Origin of the sequence: Lysobacter sp. M15 (genome assembly GCF_022662515.1) — a bacterium.
Lineage (GTDB): Bacteria > Pseudomonadota > Gammaproteobacteria > Xanthomonadales > Xanthomonadaceae > JAKPBU01.
Genome location: NZ_JAKPBV010000009.1, coordinates 82,727 through 109,521, shown reverse-complemented (window position 1 = coordinate 109,521; position 26,795 = coordinate 82,727). Strand labels below are relative to the sequence as shown.

Annotated in this window: 26 protein-coding genes; 9 read left to right on the top strand and 17 right to left on the bottom strand. The window is 67.9% G+C overall.

Annotation, left to right across the window (positions count from 1 at the left end):
• The first annotated feature begins 16 nt into the window (after nucleotides 1-16).
• Nucleotides 17-1,825 (top strand): SLC13 family permease, encoded by a 1,809-nt coding sequence (locus MC380_RS08045; RefSeq protein ID WP_242102119.1) that lies wholly within the window; start codon nucleotides 17-19, stop codon nucleotides 1,823-1,825.
• Between the two features lie 17 nt (nucleotides 1,826-1,842).
• Here the strand turns inward: MC380_RS08045 and MC380_RS08040 are convergent, their stop codons facing one another.
• From MC380_RS08040 to MC380_RS07990, 11 genes are all read right to left on the bottom strand, one after another.
• On the bottom strand, nucleotides 1,843-2,214 hold the full coding sequence (locus MC380_RS08040) for a hypothetical protein (RefSeq protein WP_242102120.1): 372 nt from the start codon (nucleotides 2,212-2,214) through the stop codon (nucleotides 1,843-1,845).
• A gap of 8 nt (nucleotides 2,215-2,222) precedes the next feature.
• Nucleotides 2,223-2,630, bottom strand: a complete 408-nt coding sequence (locus MC380_RS08035; RefSeq protein ID WP_242102121.1) for a hypothetical protein — start codon at nucleotides 2,628-2,630, stop codon at nucleotides 2,223-2,225.
• An 89-nt stretch (nucleotides 2,631-2,719) separates the two neighbouring features.
• Complete coding sequence (locus MC380_RS08030; RefSeq protein ID WP_343223558.1) at nucleotides 2,720-3,193, bottom strand: cupin domain-containing protein; 474 nt, start codon at nucleotides 3,191-3,193, stop codon at nucleotides 2,720-2,722.
• A gap of 29 nt (nucleotides 3,194-3,222) precedes the next feature.
• Complete coding sequence (gene kduD / locus MC380_RS08025; protein WP_242102122.1) at nucleotides 3,223-3,981, bottom strand: 2-dehydro-3-deoxy-D-gluconate 5-dehydrogenase KduD; 759 nt, start codon at nucleotides 3,979-3,981, stop codon at nucleotides 3,223-3,225.
• 4 nt (nucleotides 3,982-3,985) lie between these two features.
• Nucleotides 3,986-4,834, bottom strand: coding sequence for a 5-dehydro-4-deoxy-D-glucuronate isomerase (gene kduI / locus MC380_RS08020; RefSeq protein WP_343223559.1), 849 nt, complete (start codon nucleotides 4,832-4,834; stop codon nucleotides 3,986-3,988).
• Between the two features lie 164 nt (nucleotides 4,835-4,998).
• Entirely contained in the window at nucleotides 4,999-6,021 is a 1,023-nt protein-coding gene (locus tag MC380_RS08015) for a LacI family DNA-binding transcriptional regulator (RefSeq protein WP_242102947.1), read from the bottom strand.
• Between the two features lie 157 nt (nucleotides 6,022-6,178).
• Nucleotides 6,179-7,714: a family 43 glycosylhydrolase gene (locus tag MC380_RS08010; protein ID WP_242102123.1), complete on the bottom strand. Its 1,536-nt coding sequence runs from the start codon at nucleotides 7,712-7,714 to the stop codon at nucleotides 6,179-6,181.
• A 67-nt stretch (nucleotides 7,715-7,781) separates the two neighbouring features.
• Complete coding sequence (locus MC380_RS08005; protein ID WP_242164048.1) at nucleotides 7,782-9,065, bottom strand: TRAP transporter large permease; 1,284 nt, start codon at nucleotides 9,063-9,065, stop codon at nucleotides 7,782-7,784.
• Nucleotides 9,066-9,067: 2 nt separating this feature from the next.
• The gene (locus MC380_RS08000; RefSeq protein ID WP_242102125.1) at nucleotides 9,068-9,586 is read right to left on the bottom strand and encodes a TRAP transporter small permease; all 519 of its coding nucleotides are present in this window, start codon (nucleotides 9,584-9,586) and stop codon (nucleotides 9,068-9,070) included.
• A 7-nt stretch (nucleotides 9,587-9,593) separates the two neighbouring features.
• On the bottom strand, nucleotides 9,594-10,541 hold the full coding sequence (locus MC380_RS07995) for a TRAP transporter substrate-binding protein (protein ID WP_242102948.1): 948 nt from the start codon (nucleotides 10,539-10,541) through the stop codon (nucleotides 9,594-9,596).
• Nucleotides 10,542-10,576: 35 nt separating this feature from the next.
• Nucleotides 10,577-11,383: a 2-keto-4-pentenoate hydratase gene (locus MC380_RS07990; RefSeq protein ID WP_242164066.1), complete on the bottom strand. Its 807-nt coding sequence runs from the start codon at nucleotides 11,381-11,383 to the stop codon at nucleotides 10,577-10,579.
• A gap of 188 nt (nucleotides 11,384-11,571) precedes the next feature.
• On the opposite strand from MC380_RS07990, the gene MC380_RS07985 reads away from it, so the two are divergent.
• From MC380_RS07985 to MC380_RS07970, 4 genes are all read left to right on the top strand, one after another.
• Entirely contained in the window at nucleotides 11,572-12,918 is a 1,347-nt protein-coding gene (locus tag MC380_RS07985) for a hypothetical protein (protein WP_242102126.1), read from the top strand.
• 71 nt (nucleotides 12,919-12,989) lie between these two features.
• Nucleotides 12,990-13,952 (top strand): alpha/beta hydrolase, encoded by a 963-nt coding sequence (locus tag MC380_RS07980; protein ID WP_242102950.1) that lies wholly within the window; start codon nucleotides 12,990-12,992, stop codon nucleotides 13,950-13,952.
• Entirely contained in the window at nucleotides 13,949-15,574 is a 1,626-nt protein-coding gene (locus tag MC380_RS07975) for a carboxylesterase family protein (protein WP_242164046.1), read from the top strand. Before MC380_RS07980 ends, MC380_RS07975 begins: the two co-directional genes overlap by 4 nt.
• 27 nt (nucleotides 15,575-15,601) lie before the next feature.
• Nucleotides 15,602-16,450 (top strand): rhamnogalacturonan acetylesterase, encoded by an 849-nt coding sequence (locus MC380_RS07970; RefSeq protein WP_242164043.1) that lies wholly within the window; start codon nucleotides 15,602-15,604, stop codon nucleotides 16,448-16,450.
• A 105-nt stretch (nucleotides 16,451-16,555) separates the two neighbouring features.
• Here MC380_RS07970 and MC380_RS07965 read toward each other — a convergent pair whose 3' ends face one another.
• Complete coding sequence (locus MC380_RS07965; protein WP_242164042.1) at nucleotides 16,556-19,375, bottom strand: TonB-dependent receptor; 2,820 nt, start codon at nucleotides 19,373-19,375, stop codon at nucleotides 16,556-16,558.
• Nucleotides 19,376-19,590: 215 nt separating this feature from the next.
• On the opposite strand from MC380_RS07965, the gene MC380_RS07960 reads away from it, so the two are divergent.
• Nucleotides 19,591-20,601 carry a sugar kinase gene (locus MC380_RS07960; RefSeq protein WP_242164040.1) on the top strand — a complete coding sequence of 337 codons (1,011 nt, stop codon included), beginning with the start codon at nucleotides 19,591-19,593 and terminating at the stop codon, nucleotides 20,599-20,601.
• A 17-nt stretch (nucleotides 20,602-20,618) separates the two neighbouring features.
• Here MC380_RS07960 and MC380_RS07955 read toward each other — a convergent pair whose 3' ends face one another.
• Complete coding sequence (locus MC380_RS07955) at nucleotides 20,619-21,746, bottom strand: PA0069 family radical SAM protein (RefSeq protein WP_242164038.1); 1,128 nt, start codon at nucleotides 21,744-21,746, stop codon at nucleotides 20,619-20,621.
• 58 nt (nucleotides 21,747-21,804) lie between these two features.
• Between MC380_RS07955 and cls the strand changes: the two genes are divergently transcribed.
• The 3 genes from cls (at nucleotide 21,805) to MC380_RS07940 (ending at nucleotide 24,435) form a co-directional block, all read left to right on the top strand.
• Nucleotides 21,805-23,250 carry a cardiolipin synthase gene (cls, locus tag MC380_RS07950; RefSeq protein WP_242164036.1) on the top strand — a complete coding sequence of 482 codons (1,446 nt, stop codon included), beginning with the start codon at nucleotides 21,805-21,807 and terminating at the stop codon, nucleotides 23,248-23,250.
• Nucleotides 23,251-23,402: 152 nt separating this feature from the next.
• Nucleotides 23,403-23,666, top strand: coding sequence for a hypothetical protein (locus MC380_RS07945; protein ID WP_242102133.1), 264 nt, complete (start codon nucleotides 23,403-23,405; stop codon nucleotides 23,664-23,666).
• A gap of 10 nt (nucleotides 23,667-23,676) precedes the next feature.
• A complete protein-coding gene (locus MC380_RS07940; RefSeq protein ID WP_242164065.1) occupies nucleotides 23,677-24,435 on the top strand; it encodes a pyridoxine 5'-phosphate synthase in 759 nt (252 codons plus the stop codon).
• Nucleotides 24,436-24,477: 42 nt separating this feature from the next.
• On the opposite strand, the gene MC380_RS07935 is transcribed toward MC380_RS07940, so the two are convergent.
• From MC380_RS07935 to MC380_RS07920, 4 genes are all read right to left on the bottom strand, one after another.
• Nucleotides 24,478-24,885 (bottom strand): biopolymer transporter ExbD, encoded by a 408-nt coding sequence (locus tag MC380_RS07935; protein ID WP_242164034.1) that lies wholly within the window; start codon nucleotides 24,883-24,885, stop codon nucleotides 24,478-24,480.
• A 200-nt stretch (nucleotides 24,886-25,085) separates the two neighbouring features.
• On the bottom strand, nucleotides 25,086-25,499 hold the full coding sequence (locus MC380_RS07930; RefSeq protein ID WP_242102136.1) for a biopolymer transporter ExbD: 414 nt from the start codon (nucleotides 25,497-25,499) through the stop codon (nucleotides 25,086-25,088).
• A 13-nt stretch (nucleotides 25,500-25,512) separates the two neighbouring features.
• Nucleotides 25,513-25,938: a biopolymer transporter ExbD gene (locus MC380_RS07925; RefSeq protein WP_242102137.1), complete on the bottom strand. Its 426-nt coding sequence runs from the start codon at nucleotides 25,936-25,938 to the stop codon at nucleotides 25,513-25,515.
• Between the two features lie 26 nt (nucleotides 25,939-25,964).
• Nucleotides 25,965-26,738: a MotA/TolQ/ExbB proton channel family protein gene (locus MC380_RS07920; protein ID WP_242102138.1), complete on the bottom strand. Its 774-nt coding sequence runs from the start codon at nucleotides 26,736-26,738 to the stop codon at nucleotides 25,965-25,967.
• Nucleotides 26,739-26,795 lie beyond the last annotated feature (57 nt).

The window sequence follows — 26,795 nt, the reverse complement described above, 5'->3', positions numbered from 1 at the left end:
CACGCACAATGCGGCGATGGACTGGCAGCAGCTCGCATTCTTGTTGATCCTCGCCGGCGGACTGTACCTGTTCGTCAGCGAGCGGCTGCGGGTGGACGTGACCGCGATGCTGATCCTGCTGGCGCTGGTGCTGACCCGGGTGCTGGACGCGAAACAGGCGCTGTCGGGCTTCGCCAGCGAGCCTGCGATCATCGTCGCGGCGGTGTTCGTGATCTCGGGGGCACTGGCCGCCACCGGTATCACCGAGCGGCTGGGCCTGTGGATCGGACGCGCGGCCGGGGCCAGCGAGGCGCGCGGGGTGGCGGTGGTGATGCCAGCGGTGGCGGCGCTGTCGGCCTTCACCCACCACGTGATGGTCACCGCGATGATGCTGCCGATCGTGCTGCGCCACGCGCGCGAGGCCGGCCTGCCGGCTTCGCGCCTGCTCATGCCGATGTCGCTCGCGGCCTCGCTCGGCACCACGCTGACCCTGGTGAGCGCGCCGGCGTTCCTGCTGGCCGACAATCTGATCGAGCGCACCGGGGCCGAGGGCCTGGGCATCTTTTCGATCACGCCCATCGGCATCGCCCTGGTGCTGGTCGGTATCGCCTACATGCTGCTGGCCAAGTGGGTCCTGCCCAAGCACAGCGGCGAGCACGACGACGGCGGCTACCTGCGCCTGGACCGCTACCGCACCGAGCTGCTGGTGGTGAGGGAATCGCGCTGGAACACGCGCACGCTGGGCGAGCTGCAGAAGGCGTTCGGCGATACCTTCCGCCTGATCGGCTGGGTACGCGAAGGCGAACTGCGCAAGGACCTGGGCGCGACCAGCCCGCTGCTGGCGGGCGACATCCTGCTGGTGGAAGCCGCCGCAGACGATCTGATGACCCTGCACAAGGATCCGGGCCTGGACCTCAATGCGGTCGCGCGCTTCGGCGATACCGTCACCGGCGAGGGCGAAGCCCAGCTGGTGCAGGCGGTGGTGGCGCCAGGTTCGGAATTCATCGGCCGCAGCGTACGTGAGCTGGACTTCTCGCGACGCTTCCACGCGGTGATCGCCGGCCTGTGGCGGCGCGACGGCTCGATGGGCCTGCGCCTGTCGGATGCGCGCCTGCGCGAAGGCGACCTGCTGGTGCTCTGGGGCAAGACCGCGCGCTTCGCCGAACTCGCCGCGCACCATGGGTTCCTGATGCTGGTGCCGTTTGCCGGCGAGGTGCAGCGGCGGGTGCGCGCACCGCTGGCGCTGGTGATCCTGGGCGCAACGATCCTGGCCGCGGCCACCGAATGGCTGTCGCCTCCGCTGGCCTTCCTGCTGGGCGCGGTGGCGATGGTGGCCACGCGCTGTCTCGACATCGAGCAGGCGTATCGCGGAATCGATGTGCGCATTTTCGTGATGATCGCCGGCGTGATTCCGCTCGGCATCGCGATGGAGCAGACCGGCACCGCCGACCTGCTCGCGAGCGGGCTGCTGCAGGTCGTGGCGGGCTGGAGCCCGCTGGCGGTGTTGCTGGTGATGTTCAGCGTGGCCGCGCTGCTGACCCAGGTGATGTCGGATGCCGCCACCACGGTGCTGCTGGGGCCGATCGCGATCTCGCTGGCGCAGTCGCTGGGCCTGCCGCCCACGCCATTCGTGGTGTGCACGGCGCTGGGCGCGGTCGCGTCCTTCCTGACCCCGATCGGCCATCACGGCAACCTGCTCATCCTCGGGCCGGGGCAGTACCGCTTCGGCGATTTCCTGCGCATCGGCCTGCCGCTGACGGTCCTGATCGGCCTGGTCAGCGCCTGGATGGCGCGCTGGCTGTGGCTGGGCGAGTCGTTGCTGCCGACGCTGTGGGGTGGCGTCTAGCCGTTCGCGCGCAGCCGTCAGCTGCGCCCGACCTCGTAGAACGCCCGGTGACGCAGCAGCGCGCGCAGGGCCAGACCCGCGACCACGGTGCCGACCGGGAAGAGCAGCAGCATCGGCACGCTCGACACGATCGCGAGCTGCTGCGCCCAGGGGCGGCGCACGAATGCGTGCAGCGCGACGAACACCACCGCTGCAGCGGTGGCGTAGTAGCCGAGCGCGATCCGCGTTACGGCGCCCTGATCGAACCCGCGCTGCAACTCGCCGATCGCCAGCAACAGCAGCGCGAACAGCAGCCACAGCCCCGCCGTGGCCGCAACCCAGCCCCAGCCGGGATACGCGCGGCCGGGCACGATCCAGATCTGCCTGCGTGGCGCCGGTTGGCCGGACATGCCGCGCGTCAGCGGCCGGTCTGTGCCGCGTCCAATCGCCGCGGCACATCCGATGCAGGCAAGCCCAGCTGCAGGGCCAGGTTTACCCATCCGTCCCCGCTGGCGACATACAGATAGGCGAGGTCGACGGGCGCGTCGTTGAGATAGACCTGCCAATAGGTCTTGCCATCCGACGCCTGGTAAGGCTCGGCACTCTGGCCTTCCCAGATCCGCCCGATCTCCACCCGTTCAACGCGCGAGGGTTGCGAAGCCTGGTCTCCGCACGGCGCACAGAACCCATGCACGACCTGGTTGCGCGCCAGCACCTGCATGGCCTGCGCCGCCTGCTGCACCGTGACGTACGAGTACTGATCTGCCCGTGCCGGCAGCGCGAGACATGCCGTGGCGAACACCATCGTCGGCAGGGCCTTGCGCATGGCGCCGCTCCACGTGAAGTCGGCGGCCATCATGCCAAGCGCGTGTCGCCGGAGCCACCGCTTTCGGCCACCGCGCCGCGCGGGTGCGGTCAGGGTTGTGGGCGCTTGCGGTAGACCACGATGATCACTAGATCCTCCTCGCCTCGCTGGAACAGCGCGTGCGTGCTGCCATCACGGGTCAGCACAGCGTCGCCCACCGCGACTTCGCGGCGCTGGCCATCGAGCAGCAGCTCGCCGCGTCCGGACAGGACGTAGTAGATCTCGTCCTTGTCGTTGCGGTGCTCGCCGATGCTGGCCCCGGGATGCAGCGCGCGCTGGCGGAAGACGATGTCGAAGCCGCTGGCGTTCTCGAAGAACGGATACGCGGTGGTGGTGCCACTGCCTTCGTGCGGGCCAGGTTGTTCGATGGCGATGTCGCGCGCCTGCTGCACGTACGAATCGCTGCGCTCGCCGCTTGGCGGAACAGCGGGCGCCTGCGCCGCCGATGCGGCCGAGCCTACGGAAAACGCCGCGATCGCGAGGATCGTGGCTGCGAGAAACGGCCGACTCCGGGAAGGGTTCATCGTCCACATCTCTGCGATCTGCCGGCAGGTCAGCGCGCGAGCCAGCCGCCGTCGACCGGGATGATCGCGCCGTTGACGTAGTCCGACGCGGGCGAGGCGAGAAACACCGCTGCGCCGCCGAGGTCGCGTGGCTCACCCCAGCGTCCGGCGGGGATGCGGTCGAGGATGGCCTGGTTGCGCGCCTCGTCGGCGCGCAGCTGCGCGGTGTTGTCGGTGCTCATATAGCCCGGCGCAATGGCGTTGACATTGACGCCCTTCGATGCCCATTCGTTGGCCAGCAGGCGGGTGATGCCGGCGAGCCCGCTCTTGCTGGCCGTATACGACGGCACGCGGATGCCGCCCTGGAACGAGAGCATCGAGGCGATGTTGATGATCTTGCCGCGACCGGCCGCGATCATCTTCCGGCCTGCCGCCTGGGCCAGGAAAAACGCGCTCTTGAGGTTGACGTCGATGACCTCGTCCCAGTCCTGCTCGGTGAAGTCCACCGCATCTGCGCGCCGGATCAGACCGGCGTTGTTGACCAGGATGTCGATCGCGCCGAGTTCGGCGACGGCATCCTCGACGATGCGCGCGATCGGCTCGAGGGTCGACAGATCGGCCCGCAGTGCGAGGAAACGACGGCCCAGCGCCCGCACCTGTTCGGCGGTGGCGGCGGACTCGCCGGTGCTGACCGCGGCAATGTCGGCGCCCGCTTCGGCCAGCGCGAGCGCGATCGCCTGGCCGAGGCCGCGGCTGGCGCCGGTGACGAGGGCGACCGTGCCGTCGAGATTGAACGGATTGTCGGTCATGGCGTCACTTCAGCTGGCAGATGTCGAGCACGTGCATGTCGGTGTAATCGAGGTTCTCGCCGCCCATCGCCCAGATGAAGCAGTAGTTGCGCGTCCCCGAGCCCATGTGGATCGACCATGGCGGCGACACCACCGCCTCGCCGTCGGCGACGACGATATGGCGCTGCGCATCGGGCTGGCCCATGAAGTGGTAGACGCGGTCGTTTTCGCCCAGGTCGAAGTAGAAATAAACCTCGGAGCGGCGGTCGTGCAGGTGCGGCGGCATCGTGTTCCAGACGCTGCCCGGCTTGAGGATGGTCAGCCCGAGCAGCAGCTGCGAGGACTGGCAGGTCGCGGGCACGATGTACTGGTAGATCGTGCGCTCGTTGCTGGTTTCCAGCGCGCCGCGTTCCAGCGGCACGGCGCTGTCGATCGAGATGTGCTTGACCTCGAAGCGCGCGTGCGCGGGCGTCGACGCGAGGTAGAACTTCGCGGGAGTGCCGGCATCGTCGGAAGCGAAGCTCACTTCCTCGCTGCCCATCGGCACGTACAGGCCGTCCTTCGGTGCCAGCGCGTGCGCGGTGCCGTCGACCGTCACGGTGCCGCGGCCGGCGCCGACGTTGACGATGCCCAGTTCGCGACGCTCCAGGAACGGACGGCCCTTGGCCGATTCCGGCTCGCTCTGGCGCGGCAACGCCACCGCCTTGGTCACCGGCGCGACCCCGCCGATCACGAACCGCTCGTAATGGGTATAGCTGAGGCGGATGGCGTCTTCGGCGAACAGCCCGTCAAGCAGATACAGGTCGCGCAGCTCGTCGTTGCTGATGTCCTGCATCACACCGGGGTGGGTGGCGTGGTAGGTCTTCTGGTACACGCAGGGGTCTCCCGATCGCTGCCGCACCGACGCGCTGTCGGGCCGCTTTTCGTTGTCGATGCCGGCCATTCTACGCGCGCTGGTAACCGGTGTCATTTCGCACTGCGCAATACCCGCGGCACCCCGCTCCTGATCGCATTTCAAGGCCGTCCCAGCCGTCCGGCTCAGCTGGCCGGCGGCTGGCACGAGTCGCGGATGACCAGATGCGGACGCACGCTCGCCGCCGGGCGCGAAGCGGCGCCCTCGGCCGACTGGATCAGCATCGCAGCCGCGATCCGGCCGGTATCGCGGGTGTCGCGGCGCACCGAGGTCAGCGGCGGCCACAGCCGGGACGCCAGCGGACTGTCGTCGTAGCCGATTACCGACAGCTCGCGCGGGATGCTGATGCCGTCGCGCAGCGCGACCCGGTACACCCCGGCGGCCATTTCGTCGTTGCCGCAGAAAATCGCACTGGGACGGCGTTTGCCGCCGAGCAGCTTTTCCGCGGCGGCAACGCCGGACTCGAAGGTGTAGCCGGCCTCGACGATGCGCGCCTTCGGCAGTTCGATGCCGCGCCTGGACAGGGCGTCGATGAAGCCGCCGGTGCGCTCGATCGCGGAGCGGTAGCTGGCCGGCCCGGTGATCAGGGCGATGTCGCGGTGGCCGAGCGTCTGCAGGTAGTCGGCGGCTTCGGCCGCGCCGTCGCGGTCGTGGGTGATGACCATGCGCGAAGGCTCGTCCAGCGCCACCGCGGCGATCCGCGTGTAGCGGCAGCCGATCTCCTGCAACATGTCCGCCAGCGCCTGGTCCTCGGACACGCGCGGCACCAGCATCACCCCGTGCAGCTTCTGCTGCTGGACGAAGCGGCGCACACCGTCGATATAGCCGGGGCTACGGCTGTCGCAGGGATGCACCACCAGTTCGAAGCCGGAATCGCGCAGCGCATCGAGCGCGCCGTATTGCATGTTGACGATGAACTGCGCGGTCGGGTTGTCGTAGACCATGCCGATCAGGAACGAGCGCCGGAACGCCAGCCCGCGCGCCATCGGATCGGGCACGTAGCCGAGCTCGCGCATCAACAGCTCGACCTTGTCGCGCGTATCCGGCCGCACCAGCGGCGAATGGTTGATGATCCGCGAAACGGTCTTCTTCGACACGCCGGCGAGCCGGGCGATGTCGTTGATGGTGGCGACCTTGCCATCGGGCATGCGGCCCGACGCGACGCGGGCGCGGGGGCTGGAAGAAACAGGCTTCTTGCGTGCGGCCATGGCGATCGTGGCGACCGGTGTCAGGCGCCGATTCTACCGGTCCGGCGGCGGGAAACCGGCATCGAAGCGCGCGCGCACTCGAAGCGCGCAGGCCACGTCAGTCCAGCGCCCGGTAGCGGAAGTCCAGGAAGCGCACCCGGCCCCGGCCGCTGGCGTACAGGCCAGGGCGCAGCGACAGGAACTTGCCGGCGACGTTGTGGTGGTAGCCGGAGACTTCCATCTGCACGCCGTACTTTTCCCAGTGGCGCCCATCGCGGCTGTGATGGAGGGTGACGATGTGGCGATCGTTGCGCAGCCGCAGCCACAGTTTGCCGCCCTTGCCCGGCGCCAGTCCTTCCGCCGGACGCTCCTCGCCGTAGCGGTGCATCACAAACGCCTCGCCGTTGGATCCCAGGCCGGCATAGAGGCGGTCGCTGTAGAACAGCACCAGGCCGCCGATGGCACCTGCGCCGATCTCCATTTCGACCTCGACCTCATAGGCGCGGTCGCCGGGGATCAGCGTCAGCGGCGAACTGTCGCGCGGCGCGCTGCCCTTGCCCTGCAGCACCAGCGCCTCGCCATCCAGCGTGGCCCTCTGCATTTCCCCGGGTGCCGGATCGAAAAACGCCCATTGCGCGCCCAGCTGGCGGCCGTCGAAGCGGTCGGACAAGGCCATGCCATGCGCGCCTGTCGCCTCGCCCGCCGGCTTGCGCAGAGGCCGGCTCAGGTCGCCGCCCTTGGCCGCGAACCAGCCGTCGTCGGTCCATTCCACGGGATCCAGCAGCGCCTGTCGGCCCAGGGTCCAGAAATTCTTCTCGTAGCCGTGATACATCACCCACCATTGGCCGGCCACGTCCTCGACCAGGGTGGCATGGCCACGCGACCACCAGTGCTCGTCGGCCGAGCGGGTGCGCACCACGGGATTGTTGGGTGCGTTCTGCCAAGGCCCGTGGATCGAGCGCGAGCGCGCCACGATCACCATGTGTCCGGTCGGGGGACCGGCGGTGCCGCCGACCGCGGTGATCATGTAGTACCAGTCGCCGCGGCGGGTGATCTTGGGCCCTTCCTGCGAATAGCTCTCGACCACCCAGTCCTCGGGATAGCGCCAGCCGTCGTAGGCATGCTTCACCGCGCCGATCGTGCGCAGGCCGTCGTCGCTGAGCTGTACGTAGTCGCCATCGGACAGGAACAGGTAGCGCTTGCCGTCCTCGCCGACCGCATGCCCGGGGTCGATGTGATCGGGCAGCTTCAGATCGACCGGCTCGCTCCACGGCCCGCGGATGTCGTCGGCCCAGACCACGTAATTGCTGCGGCCGGCATCGGTCCGCCCGGGAAAGTAGATGTAGTAGCGGCCGCCGTGGTGGACCAGATCCGGCGCCCAGATCGAACCGACGCTGGTGGTTATGGCATGGCCGATCGGCTGCCAGTTGACCAGGTCGCGCGAGTGCCACAGCGGCAGCCCGGGATAGGCATCGAACGACGACAGCGTGAGGTAGTAGTCCTCGCCCACGCGCAGCACCGATGGGTCGGGGTGGTCGCCGGCCAGGATCGGATTGAGGAAGCTGCCATCGCCCAGGTCGGCCTGGCGCTGGCCTTCGATGCCGCGCGCCCAGCCGCCCGCATCGCGCGGCGGCGCGGCGCTGGCGGTGAGCATCGACCCGAGCAGCCAAATCCCGATCGCGGGAAGCAATCCTTGCAATGCTCTTGTTTGCATAAGCGTCCTACGCCTTCAACAGTGCCGGCAGCCACAGCGACAGCTCCGGCACGCCCGCGACCACCAGCAACACCGCCACCGCCGCCAGCCAGAACGGCCAGATCGACTTCAGGCTCTCACCGATGCCGATTCCGCCGATGGCGGTGCCGACGAACAGCACCGAGCCCACCGGCGGCGTGACCAGGCCGATGCCGCCGGCCAGCACCAGCACCGTGCCGAACTGCAGCGGATCGACACCGAACGCCTTCGCCACCGGCAGGAAGATCGGCGTGCAGATCAGGATCATCGGCGCCAGATCCATGAAGGTGCCCAGCAGCAGCAGGATCAGCACGATCAGGAGCAAGACCGTATAGCGGCTGTCGGCGACCGCGCTGAGCAGCTCCACCGCCGCCGCTGGAACTTCCAGGTAGGCGAGCAGCCATCCGAACAGCGCCGCGGTCGCGATCACGAACAGGATCACGCCGGTGGTGCGTGTCGCGTGCGCCACGGCCTGCACGAACCCACGCAGGTCGAGCGCGCGGTACACCGCCACGGTCACCAGCAGCGCGTACACCACCGCAACCGCGGCGCTCTCCACCGCGGTGAATACGCCGGCGCGGATGCCGACGAAGATCAGCGCCACCAGGCCGAGCCCGGGCAGCGCCGACAGCAGCCGCAGCAGGACCGCGCGCAGGCCGGGGAACGGCTCGACGCCATAGCCGCGGCGGCGCGCGACCACATAGCCGGTGACCATCAGTGCGAATGTCATCAGCAGCGCCGGAACGATGCCTGCGGCGAACAGGTCGGCAATCGAGATGCCACCGCCGACCGCGGCCGAGTACAGGATCAGGTTGTGCGAAGGCGGCACCAGCAGCGCCACCAGCGCAGCGGTGATGCTGACGTTGACCGCGAAGTCGCGGTCGTAGCCGCGGCGGACCATCTGCGGAATCATGGTGCCACCGACCGCGGACACATCGGCGATCGCCGAGCCGGACACACCGCCGAAGAACAGCGACGAGAGGATGCTGACCTGGCCGAGCCCGCCGCGGACCCGCCCGACCAGCGCCGCGGCAAGACTGATCAATCGCTCCGAGATCCCGCCGCGCATCATGATTTCGCCGGCGAAGATGAACAGCGGGATCGCGATCAGCGACGCGCTGCCGATACCGGCGCCGACCTGCTGCACCAGCACCACCGAAGGCAGGTCGAGGAAGAACAGGAGCAGCAGCGAGGACGCGGCCAGCGAAAAGGCGACCGGTACGCCCAACAGCAGCAGCAGAACGAAGACTCCGAACAGCAGCACGATCGCCATCCTCAGCTCCCGTCCTGGGTGCGCTCGCCGGTGCATGCGAGTACGCAGTGCAGCAGCGCGAACACCACCATCAGCAGCCCGCCCAGCGCCAGCGGCAGGTAGCCGATGCTCTGCGGCAGCGCGGCGCCGGCCATGCGCACATCCAGGCCGTCGAGCAGCAGACGCGTGCCCCACCATGCCAGGGTGGCACCGATCGCCGCGATCACCGCGGCGCCCAGCACATCGCAGGCGCGATGCAGCGCGGGCGGCAGTCTTCGTGCGAGCAGATCGAAGCGGAAATGGCGCTGCTCGAGCACGCCGGCTGCGGCACCGAAGCTCATCGCGGTACTCAACAGCAGCAGGGTCACCGGTTCGGTCCAGCTCGGCGAATCATTGAGCACGTAGCGGGCGATGACCTGCCAGGCCTGCACCGCGACCAGGCCGAGCAGGGCGATGCCGGCGATGGCCACGGCGAACGACGCCAGGCGTGTCAGCGCGCGCTGACATCGTGTCAGGTTGGATTCGCGTGCTTCTGGGCTCATGTCTCTCTCAGGCGAATGCGCGGATGCGGCGATACAACGGGGCGATCTCCGGCCGGCGCAGGTAATCCTCAAGCAGCGGTGCCGCCGCGCTGCGGAAGGCGGGGACGTCGACGTTGTTGAATGCGACGCCATGCGCGGCCACCGCCGCGCGCGCGCTGCGCTCCGAGGCATCCCACAACCGCCGCATCACCGCCACCGAGCCGCGTGCGATGTCCAGTAGCAGCGCGCGATCGGCCGGCGTCATTGCATCCAGGCAGCGGCGCGAGATCAGCAGCACGTCGGGGGCGTATGAATGCTCACTCTGCGACCAGTAGCCCGCGGCTTCGAAGTGACGGCTGGAATGAAAGCTGCGCATGTTGTTCTCCGCGCCGTCGATCAGGCGGGTTTCCAGCGCCGAGAAAACCTCGCCATAGGCCAATGGCGTCGGGTTGGCGCCGAACTGGCGCAGCAGTTGGAGGAAGATGTCCGACGGCGGCACCCGGAACTTCAGCCCCCGCAGGTCGGCGGGCGTATGCAGTGGCCGTCGGGTGTTGTAGAAGCAGCGCGCACCACTGTCGTAGATCGCCAGCCCGACCAGGCCACGCGCCTCGAACCCGCGCAACACCGCCGCGCCGACATTGCCATCGAGCGCACGGCGCTGGTGCGCGACGGACTCGAACACGTACGGCAGGCACAGCGCTTGGGTGAGCGGAAATGCATTGTTGAGCGCGCCGCTGTAGACGCGGGTGATGTCGATGGCGCCGAAACGCGCCATGTCGATGGCTTCCGATTCCCGCCCGAGCTGACCGGAGTGGTACAGGCGGATGCGCAGGCGGCCACCAGTCTCGCGCGCGAGCGTTTCGCCGATCCACTGCACTGCTTCGACCGTGGGGTATCCGTCGACATGCACGTCGGTGGCGGTGAGCACGCCGGTGCCGCGCGCCAGCGCCGCAGGTAGCGGGGCGGCGCAGGCCAGGCCGAACCCGGCGGCGAAGAGGCGGCGGCGATCAATCACCCGGAGCCACCCACAGCCGCGGCCGCGACTGCCCGGCCTTCGATCTCGCCATGCCCGTCGAAACGCACCAGCGCGGTCTGGCCCACGGCGATATCGTGGATACCGGTGGCATTCCCGGTCGCGACCAGATCGCCGGCGCGCAGCGGCCGGCCGCGCTGGGCTGAGCGCGCCAACGCGAAGGCATAGGCAGCGCGCAGGCCGCCCGGCAGGATCGTGGCCCCGCCGATACCGACGCGCTCGCCGTCGATCCAGGTTTCCGCGCGCAGACCATGCTCGTCCAGGCGCGTCCATTCGGGGATCTCGCTGCCGATGAGCAGGCCGTTGTTGTTGCCGAAGTCCGACACCACGACGCACGGTCCCAGCGCGTTGATCGTCGCCAACGGGCTGCTCGCAATCTCGATGCCGATGTGCAACGCAGCCGGAAGCGCTTCGGCTTCCTGCGCGCTCCACTCGGACTTGTCCCCGGGCGCATCGGCCAGCAGGCGCAATACGTACTCTGCCTCGACCGCGCCGAAACCGCCGGCGAACACCGGCAGCTCGACGCGACCGTCGGCCTGCCATACCTGACGGCGGAAGATCGGCCCGAGCAGGCGCTCGTCGCCGGAGGCATCGCGCCGCTGCGGCTGGATATAGCCAACCTTCCATCCGACGACCTGGTCGGGCCAGCGCGCGATCGCATGGTCCTGGACCCGGTAGGCGGCGACCAGGTCGGCAGGAATCGCGCCGGGAAATTCCGCCAGCGCGCGGCCTTGCAGGCGCGCGGCAACGAAATGCGCAGCGATCGCGGCTTCCTCCGCGTCCATCGCGTCGACGCCCCTGTCCTGGTTGTTGCTCAAGCTGGCACCTCCTGATCGCCCGGCCAGATGCTGCGGTGCACATCGCGGCACCGCCGGTGTTTCGTATATGGTAAACCGGTGTCATTTTCAATGTGCAGTGCGGCATGCCGGCGCCTGCATCACGCTTTGCGGATGCCAATCAGGAGAAACCATCGATGATGCGCAGGGCGCCATTCCCGACGGCGATATGCCGGCTTGTCGTCTGCCTGCTGGCCCTGCTGTCAGGGGTGGGTCTCGCGTTGGCCGCATCCCCCGCCGCGACCCCGGCGTTCCCCAGCGCCCAGGGCTGGGCCGCGCACACGCCCGGCGGCCGCGGCGGTAGGCTGATTCGGGTGACCACGCTGGCGGCCGAGGGGCCGGGCTCGTTCGCCGAAGCGGTGAAAGCATCCGGGCCGCGCATCATCGTGTTCGAGGTCGGCGGCGTCATCGACCTGGGGCTCAAGGAGCTGCGCATCGCCGAGCCGTACCTGACCATCGCCGGCCAGACCGCGCCACAACCCGGGATCACCCTGATCAAGGGCGGGCTGACCATCGCCACCCACGACGTGATCGTTCGCCACATCCGGGTGCGTCCGGGCGACGGCGGCCTGGCGAAGATGTCCGGCCACGACATCGATGCGATCACCACCGTGCGCGGCGCGCGCGATGTGATCGTCGACCATTGCTCGCTGAGCTGGGCGACCGACGAGAATCTGTCGGCTTCGAGCACCCGCTTTGCCGGTGAGGACGAGCGGCAGTGGATGGAGGCCGCATCGCGCCGCATCACCTTCAGCAACAACATCATCGCCGAAGGCCTGGCCCACGCGACCCACGCCAAGGGCGAGCACTCCAAGGGCTCGTTGATCCACGACCACGTCAACGACATCCTGATCGTCGGCAACCTGTATGCGCACAACTACGAGCGCAATCCGCTGTTCAAGGGCGGCGCACGCGGCCAGGTGATCAACAACCTGATCTACAACCCGGGACAGCGCGCGATGCACTACAACCTGATCGCGGAGGAATGGGTCGGCCATCCGTACTCGCGCGGACAGGTGACCGCGCGCGGCAACGTGATGCGCGCCGGCATTTCCACCGGCGATCTGGCGTTGTTCACCGTCGGCGGTTCCGGCGATCTGGACCTGTTCCTGGATGACAACCTCGCCGTCGACCGCATCGGCCGGCCGCTGCCGCAGCAGGGCCGCTATACCACCGCCCCGATCGAGGTCGATGCGCCGCAACGCGCGCCGGCGCTGCCGTTCGGCGTGACGCTGCGGCCGGCGGTTGAAGTACAGGACGCGGTGATCGCAGAAGCCGGCGCCACGCCATGGGCGCGCGACGCCGTCGACCGCCGCCTCGTCGCCGACACGATCGAAGGCCGCGGCGTGATCATCGACAGCCAGGACCAGGTTGGCGGTTACCCCAAACCCGAGCCGACCCGACGGCCGTTCGTCGAATCGGAATGGAACCTGGACACGATGGAGCCGCTGCAGCCCTACGAGCGCGGCGAGCCGCTGCGCTGAGGACCGGTATCGTGGATTCGGGAATGCGCAACCGGATGTGCGCGGCCGCGGAAAAACGATGGCGGCCACTGATGTACGCGGCGGCCCTGGGCCTGATGCTCGTTGGCACTGCCGACGCCGCGACGCCTTCGTCCGACACGCCAGAGGAAGTGGCTTCGCGTGTCTGGCTGTGGCCGGGCCGGGTCGCACCGGGGTCCGAACGGGTCGCGGCCCAGCAAGCCATCGTCGAACGCAGCAGCGACCCCGCGTTGCCCGATCGCATCATCACCGGTGTGACCCAGCCATACCTGGTCGTCCATCGGCCCAGGCGTCCCAACGGCGCCGCGCTGCTGGTCGTACCGGGCGGCAGCTATCGGCGCGTGGTGCTCGACAAGGAAGGCTCGGCGCTGGTGCCGGCGTTCGCCGACGCCGGCGGCGTAACCCTGTTCGTGCTGCGCTACCGGCTGCCCGGCGATGGCCATGCGCTCGCGCGCGAAGCATCGCTCGCGGACGCGCAGCGCGCGCTGCGATTGATCCGCGCGCGCGCCAGTGAGTGGGGCGTGGATGCGCATCGGATCGGCGTGATGGGCTTTTCCGCCGGTGGCCACGTGGCCGCCAGCCTCGGTACGCGCCATGCCGAGGCGGCGTACGCGCCGTTGGATGCCATCGACCGCGCCAGCGCGCGGCCGGACTACATGCTGCTGGTCTATCCCGTGATCGACATGGGCACGCATGCGCATCCCGAATCGCGCGCACGGCTGCTCGGCACGGCGCCGACGCCTGCGCAGATCGCGGCGTACTCGCTGCAGCATCGGGTCGGCGCGGATACCCCACCCACCTTTCTCCTGCATGCCGCGGACGATCCATCGGTGACGGTGGACAACGGCCTGCTGTTCTTCGATGCGCTGCGCCGCGCCGGCGTGCCCGCCGAACTGCATGTGTATCCACACGGGGGCCACGGCTTCGGCACCCGCGGGATCGCCGGCACGCCGCTGGCGGCATGGCCGCGACTGGCACTGGACTGGATCCGGTCACAACCCGGGAAGATGCGATGACGCCCGCCGATCACGTTGCCAATCGTCGACGCCGCGCACTGCTGCAGGGCGCTGCCGCGCTGGGCGCGAGCATCGTCTTGCCGCGCTGGGCACACGCCGCCGTCGAAGCGGAAAGTCCCGTCGCGGCGACTCGCAGCGGCCGCGTGCGCGGTTATATCGACCGCGGGGTGCGGGTGTTCAAGGGTCTTCCTTACGGTGCCGATACCGCACCACGCCGCTTCCTGCCGGCATTGCCGGAACCCGCCTGGAAGGGAATGCGTGACGCTGTGGCGTACGGCGCGGCATCGCCACAGACGGGCGCCGGCGAACCCACGTCGGAGGACTGCCTGTATCTGAATGTCTGGACCCCGGCCCTGCGCGACGGCGGCAAGCGGCCGGTCCTGGTCTACATCCACGGCGGCGGTTACAACAACGGGTCCGGCAGCGACCCGCTCTACGACGGCGGCAATCTGTGCCGCCGCGGCGGTGTGGTGGTGATCACCGTCAATCATCGCCTCAATGCCTTCGGCTATCTGTACCTGGGCAGGCTCGGCGGCGCGAAGTTCGCGGCCTCGGGCAACGTCGGCCAGCTCGATCTGGTGCAGGCGCTGCAATGGGTGCGCGAGCACGCAGCCGAGTTCGGTGGCGATGCCGGCAACGTGACCGTGTTCGGCCAATCCGGAGGCGGGGCCAAGATCGCGACCCTAATGGCGATGCCCACGGCGAAGAGCCTGTTCCACCGCGCATGGACAATGAGCGGCCAGCAGGTCACCGCCGCCGGCCCCCGTGCCGCCACCCAGCGCGCCGAACGCTTCATCGAAGCCGCGGGTCTTGCGCCGGGCGACATCGATGGCCTGTTGCGGCTACCGGTCGGGCGTCTGCTGGAAGCCACACGGGTGCGCGACTTGTCCCGGGTCGAGGAAACCAGCCTGTACTTCGGTCCGGTGATGGACAGCGGCGGCCTGCCGGTGCATCCGTTCTGGCCGCAGGCGCCGGCGCAATCAGCCCACATCCCGATGGTGATCGGCAATACCCGCGACGAAACCCGCGCGTTCCTCGGCTACGATCCACGACACTTCGAACTGAGTTGGGAGGAGCTGCCGGCAAACATCGAACGGCATCAGTTTGTCGACATCGATCCGCGCACGGTCGTGGCCGAGTACCGGCGCATGTATCCGCAGTACACGCCGTCGGAGGTGTTCTTCGCCGCCACGACCGCAGGCCGCTCCTGGCGCGGCGCGGTGGAGGAGGCCGAGGCGCGGGCCCGTCAGGCTGCTCCGGGTCGCGCGTCGACCTGGACCTACCAGCTTGACTGGTATCCGCGCGGTGGCGACGGCGAAAAATTGCGAGCCTCCCATACCCTCGACATTCCGCTGGTATTCGACAACATCGATCAGCCGGGCGGGCGCACCGGCTCGGGCGACGGCGCGCAACGCATGGCGCGCTGGATGAGCGATGCCCTGCTGGCCTTCGCCCGCACCGGCAATCCGAACCACGCCGCGCTGCCCGCGTGGAAGCCGTACTCGCTGGAGCGTCGCGAAACCATGGTGTTCGACGATCCCAGCCGGCTCGAGAACGATCCGCGCGGCGACGAGCGCCGGCTGTACCAGCGCGTGCCGTTCGTACAGCGCGGAACGATGTGAACCCATGACTGTGAGGAAACTCGATCGATGAGGTTGGTAAGCGCAACTCTCGCCGCCGCCCTGCTTGCTGCCGCCGGCCTTGCGTCTGCGCAGCAGACGCCACCTGCTGCCGCGCCCATTCGCGCCGACAAGATCATCCTGGTTGGCGACTCGACCACTGCGGTGCAGAGCGGCTGGGGATCGTCGTTCTGCTCGCACCACGTCAGCTCCTTCATCGCCTGCGTGAATCTTGCACGCGGCGGGCGCAGCACGCTGAGCTACCGCGCCGAGGGTTCGTGGGACATCGCGCTGGCGGAGATGAAGGTCGGCCGCTACGACGGTGTCTGGGTGCTGGTGCAGCTGGGGCACAACGACCAGCCCGGCAAGCCGGGCCGCTCGACCGACATCGCCACCGAGTTCCCGGCCAACCTGCGACGCTATGTCGAGGAGATCCGTGCTGCCGGCGCGCATCCGGTCCTGCTCACTCCGCTGACCCGGCGCGCTTTCAAGGACGGCCGCCTGCTCGACGACCTCAGGCCCTGGGCCGACGTGATCCGCGGAATTGCGAACGACATGCAGGTACCACTGGTCGACCTGCACGCCCGAAGCGTCGCTGCCGTGCAGGCGCTCGGACCTGCGCAGTCGATGCGCTTCGCGCAGGCCCCAGCTTGGTCCTGGATGTACGCCGCCGCGCAGACCGGCACCACCGTGGATCACGATGCGCCTGCGCTGCCCGTAGCTTCGCCGGACCCCACTGGCCGGCCTCTGCTCGGCCAGCCGAAGCGGCAATTCGACTACACCCACCTCGGTCCGGAAGGCGCGGATTTCTTCGCGGCGATCGTCGCCGACGAGCTCAGCCACGCCGTCCCCGAACTGCGTGAGCGGATCTATCCGTAATACCGGAGCCGATCATCCACTAAAGCGGCAGCCACGAATGCAACTGCAGATTCCTCGCTGCTGGCCCCGCGCCGTCTGCACGCCGGGCCAGCACGCGCAGACGGATCAGAACTTGTAGCGGAATCCGAGCTTGTACACGCGACCGGTGTGATCCCACTCGTACCGGCGCATGGCGTCGATATCGGTCCACCGATCCTGGTAATCGTCGGTCAGGTTGAGCGCTTCGAAGGTCACATCGAAATTGTCGGTGAGCTTGTAGCCCATCGACATGTCGACGTTGAAGGTGTCGCCGAATCCTTCGAAGCGGTTGCGCGTGCCGCTGGTCCCGGTCAGATAGTCGTCGCGATAGGCCACCGAGACGCGTGCGTCGAAGCGGTCGTTTTCGTAGTACGCCGTGAAGTTGTACGAACGCTTCGACAGGCCGAACAGGCGTTCGGTGACGATTTCGTCGCCGAAGGTGTAGTCCACTTCCGAATCGACCCAGGTGTAGTTGCCGGTGAATCCCAGGTTGCGGAGGAACGGTGTGTCCGGCGCAAACACCGACATTGGCAGCTGGAATCCCAACTCGGCACCGCGCAGGCTGCCACCGGGGCCGTTGTCGATCGTGCGGATCTCCCAGAGCCGGCCTTCCGGATCCTGTCCGGCCGGCGAGGTCGGATTCAACAGCGACAGCGGCAGGCCGGTGGAGGCATAGGTGCCCTCGCGCTCGGTGGCGATCGGGCGCGATTCGATGTCCTTGTGGAACAGCGCCAGCGACAGCAGCGCGCCATCGGCGAAATACCACTCCAGCGAGGTGTCCAGCGCGGTGGCGCGGGTCGGATCCAGGAACGGGTTCTGGTAGGAAATGCGGTAGTTGAATGCATCGACGGCGCCGCCGGGCGACAGATTGCCCAGCCCCGGACGGGTCATCACTTTGGCCGCCGAGAAGCGCCAGGTCAGCTCGGGCGTGATCGAGAACGCGACGTTCAGCGACGGCAGGAAGTCGGAGTACGACGGACGTCGCACGGTCACGAACTCGCCGGAGTTGTAGCCGCGCGAGGTCTGCTTGGTCTCGACGTAGCGCGCACCGATGTTCCAGCGCAGGTCGTGTCCACCGAGCTCGTTGTAACCGTTGAGCTGCACGAAAGCGCCGGTATCGGCTTCGGCCACGCTGCGGATGTTGCCCTGGTCCTGGCTCAGCGGCTGGCCGGCCAGGTCGATGAAGTCGGCCCAGGCATCGAGGTCCGGGATGGTCCAGGTGGTGGTGGAGCCTCCGCCGACATCGTCGTCGAAGTGATAGCTCTCCGAAAGATCACCCGTGGCGGGGATCCCATAGAAGTCGTCAACGCCATCTCCGTCCGGGTCGCAGTCGTAGAGCCCCGCCGCGCAAACGCCCGCATCGCGGATGCCGCCAGAGGTCTCGAAGGTGAACTTGCGGTAGCTCAGGCCCGCTTCGAGCGAGTAGTTGGTGTTGAAGGTCCACTCGATGTCGGCATTGAGGGTGCCGAGCTTGTGGCTGGTGTCGGTCGGCCGGTCGCGGAACTCCGACATCTGGAAGTTGGCGGGATCGTTCACGTCGGGGCCTTTGTAGGCCAGCAGCGGCTGCTTGTCGTCGCTGTAGTCGTAGACGAAACCGTCGTAATCGCGATCGTCGTACATGAAGGTGATCTCGTGCGGAAACTCCAGCCGCGACGACGCACTGCCGGCGAGCACATGGCCGACGACCGAGTCGTTGAAGTTGTGCTCGACATCGAGCGTCCACTGGTTGAACGTGGTCGTCCAGACCTTCTCGAAGTTCTCGGTGCGCACCCAGGCGTTGTCCACCGTCATGCCGGTGATGTTGTTGGTGGCCGGGTCGTAGGTGTAGTCGACCACGTCCATGTCGTCTTCGTTGCCGCGAAACAGTACTTCCAGATACTTCTCGCCGCGCGCGGCCTCGAGCCTGGAATGCAGCACGTCCAGCTTCATGCGGGTGTCGGCGCTTGGACGGAACTCCAGGCTCCCGGTCACGCCGATACGCTCGCGATCCACCTTGATCTCACCGTAACGGGGAATGCGCGGATGAAAGCCGTCAGCGACCTGGACGCATCCCGCGTCGGTCGGGTTGGTGCCGCAGTCGACGCCACGCACGGAGCGGAAGTCCGCTGCCTGCCAGCGCACCGTGTTCTGGCCCAGTTCCAGGGTCGTGTCGTCCGAGTACGCCGCGGACAGCGACACTGCCCAGACATCTTCAGGATCATGATAGGCGTACAGCGCGGCCACGCGTGGAGCGACCTCGTCGACCAGATCGTTGTACTGCGCCTGCCCCGAGACCACGAACGTGGAGCCGCGCTTGTAACCGAACGGCTGCCCGGTGTTGAGGTCGACCACGGCGCCGAGCGAGCCTTCGTCGAGGTTCGCCTGCGCGGTCTTCTGCACTACGACCGAGTTGAACAGCTCCGAGGCGAATACGTTGTAGTCGAAGTCGCGCCCGCGATTCGGCCCGCCCTCGCCACCGGTCGCGGCGATCGCTTCGATGCCGTTGATGCGCACGCGGGTGAATTCGCCCGACAGACCGCGCACCGAGATGTTGCGGCCCTCGCCCGACTCGCGCGTGATCGTGATCCCGGGGATGCGCTGCAGGGACTCGGCGATGTTCTGGTCGGGAAAGTCGGCGATATCTTCCGCAACGATCGCGTCGATCGCGTTCACGGCATCGCGCTTGAGTTCCACTGCCTTGTTGAGGCTCGCCCGGAAACCGGTGACCACCACTGTGTCCAGCTTGGTGGGGTCTTGCGGCTGTGTGCCCGCCTGCGCGGCAGCCGGAGCGGCGTCTTGTGCGGCCGGTTGGCTGGGGGCGGCCGGGTCCTGGGCCAACCCGGCGAATGCCGTCATCTGCAAGGCCAGGCCGATCGCGGCGGCCAGCAAGGTAACCGGTGTCTTTTTTGCTGAGAGCTGGTGATGCATCAGGATCCCCTCCCGTATGAACAGCTGCTTGTATCGTGCGGTGTTGACTGACCCGCGGCGCTTGCTATCGTGTCAGAACGCTCAATGACACCGATGGTCAAAACCCTAGCAAAAGGAATGCGCGAAGGCATGCTGCGCTGCGCCATCAGCCCCTGGCGCACTCTGGCGCGGGGTCAGGGCCGCGGTGGCCGCGGGTCGCCAGGTGAGGAGATGCTGTGAAGCTACGGGTCGTATGTTTCGGAGAACTGCTGCTGCGCCTCTCGGCGCCCGGACGCGAGCGCTTGCTGCAGACGCCCGGGCTTGAGGTCCACGTCGGCGGCGCGGAAGCCAATGTCGCGGTTTCGCTCGCCCGCTTCGGCCACGAGGCGGCGATGGTGAGCACCGTCCCCGGCAATGCGCTGGGCGAAGCTGCGGTAGGCGAACTGCGCCGCCATGGCGTGGATACCGGCCACGTGCGCGCCGGCGCGGGTCGCATGGGCCTGTACTTCCTCTCGCACGGTGCGCTGCACCGTCCCAGTGAAGTCCTGTACGACCGTGCCGACTCGGCATTCGGCCGCTCGGCCGACTACGACTGGGAGCGCCTGCTCGAAGGCGCGCACTGGCTGCATCTGTCCGGCGTCACTCCCGCGCTGGGCGAGGCCACGGCGCAGGCGACCCTGGCTGCGGCGCGCGCCGCGCGCCGGCGCGGGGTCATGGTGTCGTTCGACGGCAACTTCCGCCGCAAGCTATGGCAGGCCTGGGACGGCGACGCAGCCACGCTCCTGCGCCAGATCTTTGCCGAATGCGATCTGCTGTTCGCCGATCACCGCGACATCGCGGTCGTGCTCGGGACGCACGCGGGCAGTGAAGGCGAAGCCGCCGTCGCCGAAGCGGCCGCCCAGGCGTTTTCCGCGTTTCCGCATCTGCACTGGCTGGCCAGCACGCTGCGCACCCAGCACAGCGTGGACTGGCATTCGCTGTCGGCACTGATGTTCGGACGCGGAGGTGAGCGATATCGCGGCCCGGATTACGAATTGCGCGCGATCGTCGACCGCATCGGCACCGGCGACGCGTTCGCGGCCGGCGTTCTGCACGGCCTGTTGAGCGAGATGGAGCCGCTCGGGGGGCTCCGCTTCGGCCTGGGCGCGGCCTGCCTCAAGCATTCGCTGCCGGGCGACTTCAATCTGTCGACGCGCGAGGACGTGGAGGCATTCGTCGCCGAGGCCGGGTTCCACGTGCGACGCTGAAACCCGTTGCTTACGCCTCAGCCGCCGAACAGATCCGCCTGCGGCGATGGCATGCGCGGGGCGATAAAACGGCCCGCATCCAACGGCGGCAGCCGCGCGTAGGCAAGTTTGCGATAGACCCGCGCAAAACGTGCCGCGATCAGATCGGCGAACGGACCTTCTCCGCGCATGCGCGTGCCGAAGCGGCTGTCGTAATCCTTGCCGCCGCGCATCTGCCGGATCAGGCTCATCACGTGCGCGGCGCGCTCGGGGAAGTGCAGCTGCAGCCACTCGCGCCAGACCTCCTTGAGTTCGTGCGGCAGGCGCAGCAGCACGTAGCCGGCATCGCGCGCACCCGCCTCGCGTGCGGCCTCGAGGATGTGTTCCAGGTGCCGGTCGCTGATCATCGGGATCACCGGCGCCACCAGCACGCCGACTGGAACCCCGGCTTCATGCAGCGTGCGGATCGTCTTGAGCCGGGTATGCGGCGCGGCGGCGCGCGGCTCCAGCTTGGACGAAAGGCCGTTGTCGAGGGTGGTCACCGACACATGCACGCTGACCAGGTTCTGCGCGGCCATCAGCGCGAGCAGGTCGAGATCGCGGGTGATCAGTGCCGACTTGGTGACGAAGGACACCGGATGCCGGCACTCGGCCAGCACCTCCAGGCACTCGCGAGTGACCCGGTAGCGGCGCTCGATCGGCTGGTAGGCGTCGGTATTGATGCCCAGGGTGATGGTGCTGGGTACGTAGCCGGGCTTGGCCAGCTCATGCCGCAGGCGCTCGGCGGCATTGGTCTTGGCGAACAGACGCGTCTCGAAATCCAGCCCCGGCGACAGGTCCAGGTAAGCGTGCGACGGACGCGCGAAGCAATAGACGCAGCCATGTTCGCAGCCGCGATAGGGATTGACCGATTGCGAGAAGCCGATATCCGGCGAATCGTTGCGGCTGATGATGCTGCGTGCGCGTTCCTCGGTAACCTGGGTGGCGAGCGGCGGCAGCAGATCGGTCTCGTCATGCGCGTACAGCGAGCCCCAGCCGTCGTCCTCGCCGCGACTCACGGTTTTCTCGAAGCGCCCGCTGACATGCGACGCGGCGCCGCGCCCCTTGATCGCGGACGCACCAGGCATCCGCACCCGGCGAGCGCCGAATTTGCTTTCCCCGGCCATCGGGCTAGCCTACGCCGGCCGCGTCGCAAACAGCGCGACGACGACAGGACCGACGCACATGCTGGAAACGATCCGGGAGCTGTGGGGCGCGTTCTGGACGATCCCCCACATTCGTCTTTACCTCACCGCTGGCTGGCTCAGCTACCTGATCGGCCTGGGGTTCTGGATCGTGCTGCAGAAGCGCGAGCCGGCCGCGACCCTGAGCTGGCTGATCAGCCTGGCGGCCCTGCCCTATCTGGGCTTCCTGATCTATTACGTGTTCGGCCCGCAGAAGATCACCCGGCATCGCGCCCGGCGTCGCCGGCACCGCGTCGCGCTGCCGCGATACGCCGGTGCGGAGGGAAATGACGAGGCCCAGGAACTGCGCAGCCTCGCCCAGGCCACGACCGGGATCGCACCCACCACCGCGCGCGCCGTGCGCCTGCTGGTGGACGGCGGCGCGAAGTATCCGGCGTTGCTGGGCGACATTGCCCAGGCGCAGGATCACGTGCACCTGGAGTACTACATCTACAACCCCGACCGCAGCGGCATCGCGCTGCGCGACGCACTGATCGATCGCGCGCGTGCCGGCGTGCGGGTGCGGCTGCTGCTGGACGCGATGGGCTCGAAACAGGCCAGCCGCCGGTTCTTCGCCCCGCTGCAGGAGGCCGGCGGCGAGATCGCGTGGTTCCATCCGGCGCGTCCATGGCTGCTGTGGAAGCGTCCGTGGTTGAACCTGCGCACGCATCGCAAGATCGTGGTGATCGACGGTCGCATCGCCTACACCGGCGGCATCAACATCACCGACGAGCAGGACGAGCGTCTGCGCAAGGATGCGTATCGGGACCTGCATCTGCGCATCGAAGGCGACGCGGTGCGCGCGCTGCAGGAAGTGTTCGTCGAGGACTGGGCCTACGCCACGGAGCGGCGCGATTTCGTCGGAGATGTCGCACGTGCGACGCCCGAGCCGCAGGGCGGGCCGATCGATACCCAGGTGCTCACCTCCGGCCCGGATTCGTCGTGGGAAGCGATCCATCGCCTGCACGTGGGCGCGATCCACGCCGCCAGCCAGCGGATATGGCTGGTGACGCCCTATTTCGTGCCGGGCGAGGCGGCGATGATGGCCCTTACCTCGGCGGCCCTATCCGGACTGGACGTGCGCCTGCTGGTGCCAAAGATGAGCGACAGCAGACTGGTCACCTGGTGCGTGCGTTCCTACTACGACGACCTGCTGGCGGCCGGCGTCAAGGTTTACGAGTACGGCCCGCGCATGCTGCACAGCAAGGCCCTGCTGGTCGACGACAGGATCGCGTTGATCGGCAGCGCCAATTTCGACCATCGCAGCTTCCGCCTGAATTTCGAGGTGTCCTTGCTGTTCGACGATCCAGGCATCGCCGCGGAGCTGGCGCAGCTGATCGAAACCGAATTCGCGCACGCCCCGCGCGTGCGCGAGGACCGCAACCGCCCGCTGCTGACGGCGCGCCTGCCCGAGGCGCTGGCCCGGCTGATGTCGCCTCTGCTCTAGGGGCGCCGCGAGCAGCCTGCCCGCCGCAACTTTCCTTCGCGCCGCCGCGGCGGCGGAGGACCTCCGTTCGGTTGCAGCCCCACGCTCATTCCATGGCGCGTCCACCCTGCGTCTCGCGCTAGACTTCGCCTACCCGACCCGGAGCCCGTGCCATGCCCTGGCTGCTGATCCTGCTGGCGGCCGCCGCGTTCGCGGTCGCCTTCGTGACCACGTCGATGGCGCTGGCCGTCGTCTGCCTGCTCGCCTCGCTGATACTGGTCGTGGCCGGGGTCATGGCACTGCTGGCCCAGCGCCTGGGCAGCCGCTCGCGCGACGAGGTGGCGATGATCGATCCGGCCGAACTGCGGCGCCTTCGCGAGCAAGCCGACGCACGCCGCAATGCCGCGCAATCCGGTGGCGATGCGCCATCGGCGTGATGCCGGTGCGATGACCCGGCTCAGCGTCAACGTCAACAAGATCGCCGTGCTGCGCAACTCGCGCGGCGGCGCGCTGCCCGACGTGGTCGAAGCCGCACGCGCCTGCCTCGATGCCGGTGCGCACGGGATCACCGTGCATCCGCGGCCCGACGCGCGCCACATCCGCGCCGACGACGTGCTGGCGCTGGCGCAGCTCACCCGTGCGTACGGCGTGGAATTCAACCTCGAAGGCAATCCGTTCGCGCCGCCGCGCGCGGGCTACCCGGGCTTTCTGGCCCTGTGCGAACAGGCGCGGCCGGCGCAGGCGACCCTGGTACCGGACGGCGATGGACAGCTGACCTCGGACCACGGTTTCGACTTCGCCCGCGATGCCGATGCGCTGCAACCGCTGGTCGACGCGCTCAAGGCGCTCGACTGCCGGGTCAGCCTGTTCGCCGATGCCGGAAGCGCGGTGGAGCGCGCGGCGCAGATCGGCGCGGATCGCATCGAGTTGTACACCGGTCCGTATGCCGAGGCCTTTGCGCAGGGGGATGCCGGCGCCGTGATCGCCGCATGCGCCGACACCGCGCGCCGGGCCCAGGCGGTCGGGCTCGGCGTCAACGCCGGGCACGATCTCGACCAGCACAACCTCGCTGCCTTCCTAGCCGGCGTGCCGGAGGTGCTGGAGGTCTCGATCGGTCATGCCCTGATCGGCGAAGCGCTCTACGCCGGACTCGATGCCACCGTGCGCGCCTACCTGCGGATCGTCAGCGGTGCTTTGAGTTCCTGACCCAGCGGGCGATTGCGCCGCTCGAACGCCGGAGACGCGTCGCTAGTGGCGCAGGAAACCGATGCGCTCGACCTCGGCATTGCGTGCCGCCGCCAACACCTTGGCCACGATTCCGTAATCGGTCTCGTCGCTGGCGTCGATCTGCAGCGTTATGCGTGCCTGCGCATCGCGCGCGACCTCGGCCTGCAGCATCGCGCGCAGCGTCGGCAGTGGCGTCGCATCGCCGTTCCAGTACACCTGCCCGGCAGCGTCGATGCGCAGCACGATGGGCGCGTCCGTTTTGATCGGCTGCGGCGGTGACATGCCGGGCAGATCCAGGCGGATCGGCTGGCTGACCACCGGTGCGGCGATCATGAAGATCACTAGCAGGACCAGCATCACATCGACCAGCGGGGTGATGTTGATCTGGGCGACGCTGTGCTGTGTGGACGGCATCGAATAAGCGGCCATATCGTTCCCCTGGCGAGGCGGGACCGTCTCCCGCAGCCATGGCGATACCCCCGCGCACGTGTGCGGCGCGTGAGGGCGGCGCTCCTCACAAAGCGGACAAAAGAAAACGCCGCCCGGACGGGCGGCGCAAAGGACTTGCTGGTCAGGTAAGCGTCGGTCCGGCGCGCTGCAGTGCGCTGGACCATGCCTGTCTTGCGGGTCTACTTCTTGACGAAACCGATCTTCTGCATCTGCGCATTGCGCGCGCTGGCCAGGACTTTGGCCAGGATGCCGTAGTCGGCGTCGTCCGCGGTATCGATCTCCAGCGTGGGCTGGTTGTTCGGATCGCGTTCGACCTCGGCTTCCATCATGTTGCGCAGGGCGGACAGCGGCGTCGGGCTGTCGTTCCAGAACACCTGCCCCGCGCTGTCGATGCGCAGCCGGATCGGGTCGGGCGGATCCTGGGTGGTCGGAGGCGGGTTGAGTGAGCGCTGCGGAAGGTCGATGTCGATCGGGTACGACATGATCGGCGCCGTCACCATGAAGATGATCAGCAGCACCAACATCACGTCCACCAGGGGCGTGACGTTGATGTCAGCCATCGGCCCGCCGCCACCACCTGTTGAGAATGCCATCTTCTATCTCTCCTCAGTTGGGACGTTCGCGGGTGGCGACGTAGCCGACCTTGCGCATGCCCTGGGCCTGGGCGATGTCGACCACCTCACGGATCGTGCGGTACTTGGTGGTCTGGTCGCCGCGCAGGTTGATCGCCGGTTGCGGCGTCTTCTGCGCTTCCACCGACAGCTGGCTTTCCAGCAGGCCCTTGTCGATCGGCTGGTCGTTCCAGTAGATCTTCCCGTCGTCGGTCACGGCGATGGTGATCGGCGGCACCGGCGGCACCGTGTCGTCCTTCTTGTCCAGGTTGGCCTGCGGAAGCTCCACCTTGACCTTATGCGACATCAGCGGTGCCGTGATCATGAAGATGATGAGCAGCACCAACATCACGTCCACGAGGGGCGTGACGTTGATCTCGGACATCGGTGCACCGCTTTCGGTGCCGCTACTGAAGGCCATGTCGGGACTCCGTCAGTTCGTCAGGCTCAGCGCTTGACCGCGACTTCGCCCACGCGTGCACCGGTGGCGAAGAAGTCGTGCAGGTCGTGCGCGAAGGTGTCGAACTTGTTGTTGGTGACGCGGTTCAGGCGCACGAAGAAGTTGTACGCCAGCACCGCCGGGATCGCCACGAACAGACCGAGCGCGGTCATGATCAGGGCCTCGCCCACCGGTCCTGCAACCGCATCGATCGAAGCCTGGCCGGTGGCGCCGATGCGGATCAGCGCGCCGTAAATGCCCCACACGGTACCGAGCAGGCCGACGAACGGCGCGGTCGAACCCACGGTGGCGAGCACGGTCAGGCCGCTTTCCAGGTTCATCGATTCGCGGGTCACGGCCTGGCGCAGGGCGCGGTCCACGAATTCCGAGCGGTTCAGCGACTCGACCAGGCGCGAGCCTTCATGACGCTGATGGTGCGCGGCGGCCTGGGCGGCATCGAGCGCGATCTTCGAGAACGGTTCGCGACGCGGCTGCTCTTCCATGTAGCGGATCGCGTCCTGCGCGTTCGGCGTCTCCCAGAACGTGCTGACCACGCGGTCGGCACTCCGGCGCAAGGCCAGGTTCTTGAAGAAATTGATCACGATCCAGTAGATCGAGGAGGCGGACATGATCAGCAGCGTGATCAGCACCGCCCAGGACACCGCATAGGCACCTGGGTCGGCGGTCATCTCCGCCAGCAGATGGTCGACACCCATCTGCGTCAGAGCCTGTGCGGCATTGCCTCCGGCCGGGGCCGCGGCGTTAGTGGTTTCCTGCAGCATGACGCTTACCTTTGATGTTGTGGTGTGGAGAAGACAGCTGATGCGATGGAACGTGGA

Excerpts from the sequence above, each read along its gene's own strand:
- MC380_RS07985 (WP_242102126.1), top strand. The coding sequence starts at position 11,572 with ATGATGCGCAGGGCGCCATTCCCGACGGCGATATGCCGGCTTGTCGTC.
- MC380_RS07970 (WP_242164043.1), top strand. The coding sequence starts at position 15,602 with ATGAGGTTGGTAAGCGCAACTCTCGCCGCCGCCCTGCTTGCTGCCGCC.
- MC380_RS08035 (WP_242102121.1), bottom strand. The coding sequence starts at position 2,630 with ATGCGCAAGGCCCTGCCGACGATGGTGTTCGCCACGGCATGTCTCGCG.
- cls (WP_242164036.1), top strand. The coding sequence starts at position 21,805 with ATGCTGGAAACGATCCGGGAGCTGTGGGGCGCGTTCTGGACGATCCCC.
- MC380_RS07940 (WP_242164065.1), top strand. The coding sequence starts at position 23,677 with ATGACCCGGCTCAGCGTCAACGTCAACAAGATCGCCGTGCTGCGCAAC.
- MC380_RS08045 (WP_242102119.1), top strand. The coding sequence starts at position 17 with ATGGACTGGCAGCAGCTCGCATTCTTGTTGATCCTCGCCGGCGGACTG.
- MC380_RS07955 (WP_242164038.1), bottom strand. The coding sequence starts at position 21,746 with ATGGCCGGGGAAAGCAAATTCGGCGCTCGCCGGGTGCGGATGCCTGGT.
- MC380_RS07930 (WP_242102136.1), bottom strand. The coding sequence starts at position 25,499 with ATGGCATTCTCAACAGGTGGTGGCGGCGGGCCGATGGCTGACATCAAC.
- MC380_RS07965 (WP_242164042.1), bottom strand. The coding sequence starts at position 19,375 with ATGCATCACCAGCTCTCAGCAAAAAAGACACCGGTTACCTTGCTGGCC.
- MC380_RS07945 (WP_242102133.1), top strand. The coding sequence starts at position 23,403 with ATGCCCTGGCTGCTGATCCTGCTGGCGGCCGCCGCGTTCGCGGTCGCC.
- MC380_RS08015 (WP_242102947.1), bottom strand. The coding sequence starts at position 6,021 with ATGCCCGATGGCAAGGTCGCCACCATCAACGACATCGCCCGGCTCGCC.
- kduD (WP_242102122.1), bottom strand. The coding sequence starts at position 3,981 with ATGACCGACAATCCGTTCAATCTCGACGGCACGGTCGCCCTCGTCACC.
- MC380_RS08010 (WP_242102123.1), bottom strand. The coding sequence starts at position 7,714 with ATGCTCACCGCCAGCGCCGCGCCGCCGCGCGATGCGGGCGGCTGGGCG.
- MC380_RS08040 (WP_242102120.1), bottom strand. The coding sequence starts at position 2,214 with ATGTCCGGCCAACCGGCGCCACGCAGGCAGATCTGGATCGTGCCCGGC.
- MC380_RS08005 (WP_242164048.1), bottom strand. The coding sequence starts at position 9,065 with ATGGCGATCGTGCTGCTGTTCGGAGTCTTCGTTCTGCTGCTGCTGTTG.
- MC380_RS07980 (WP_242102950.1), top strand. The coding sequence starts at position 12,990 with ATGTACGCGGCGGCCCTGGGCCTGATGCTCGTTGGCACTGCCGACGCC.
- MC380_RS07935 (WP_242164034.1), bottom strand. The coding sequence starts at position 24,885 with ATGGCCGCTTATTCGATGCCGTCCACACAGCACAGCGTCGCCCAGATC.
- MC380_RS07920 (WP_242102138.1), bottom strand. The coding sequence starts at position 26,738 with ATGCTGCAGGAAACCACTAACGCCGCGGCCCCGGCCGGAGGCAATGCC.
- MC380_RS08030 (WP_343223558.1), bottom strand. The coding sequence starts at position 3,193 with ATGAACCCTTCCCGGAGTCGGCCGTTTCTCGCAGCCACGATCCTCGCG.
- MC380_RS07990 (WP_242164066.1), bottom strand. The coding sequence starts at position 11,383 with ATGGACGCGGAGGAAGCCGCGATCGCTGCGCATTTCGTTGCCGCGCGC.
- MC380_RS08000 (WP_242102125.1), bottom strand. The coding sequence starts at position 9,586 with ATGAGCCCAGAAGCACGCGAATCCAACCTGACACGATGTCAGCGCGCG.
- MC380_RS07925 (WP_242102137.1), bottom strand. The coding sequence starts at position 25,938 with ATGGCCTTCAGTAGCGGCACCGAAAGCGGTGCACCGATGTCCGAGATC.
- MC380_RS07975 (WP_242164046.1), top strand. The coding sequence starts at position 13,949 with ATGACGCCCGCCGATCACGTTGCCAATCGTCGACGCCGCGCACTGCTG.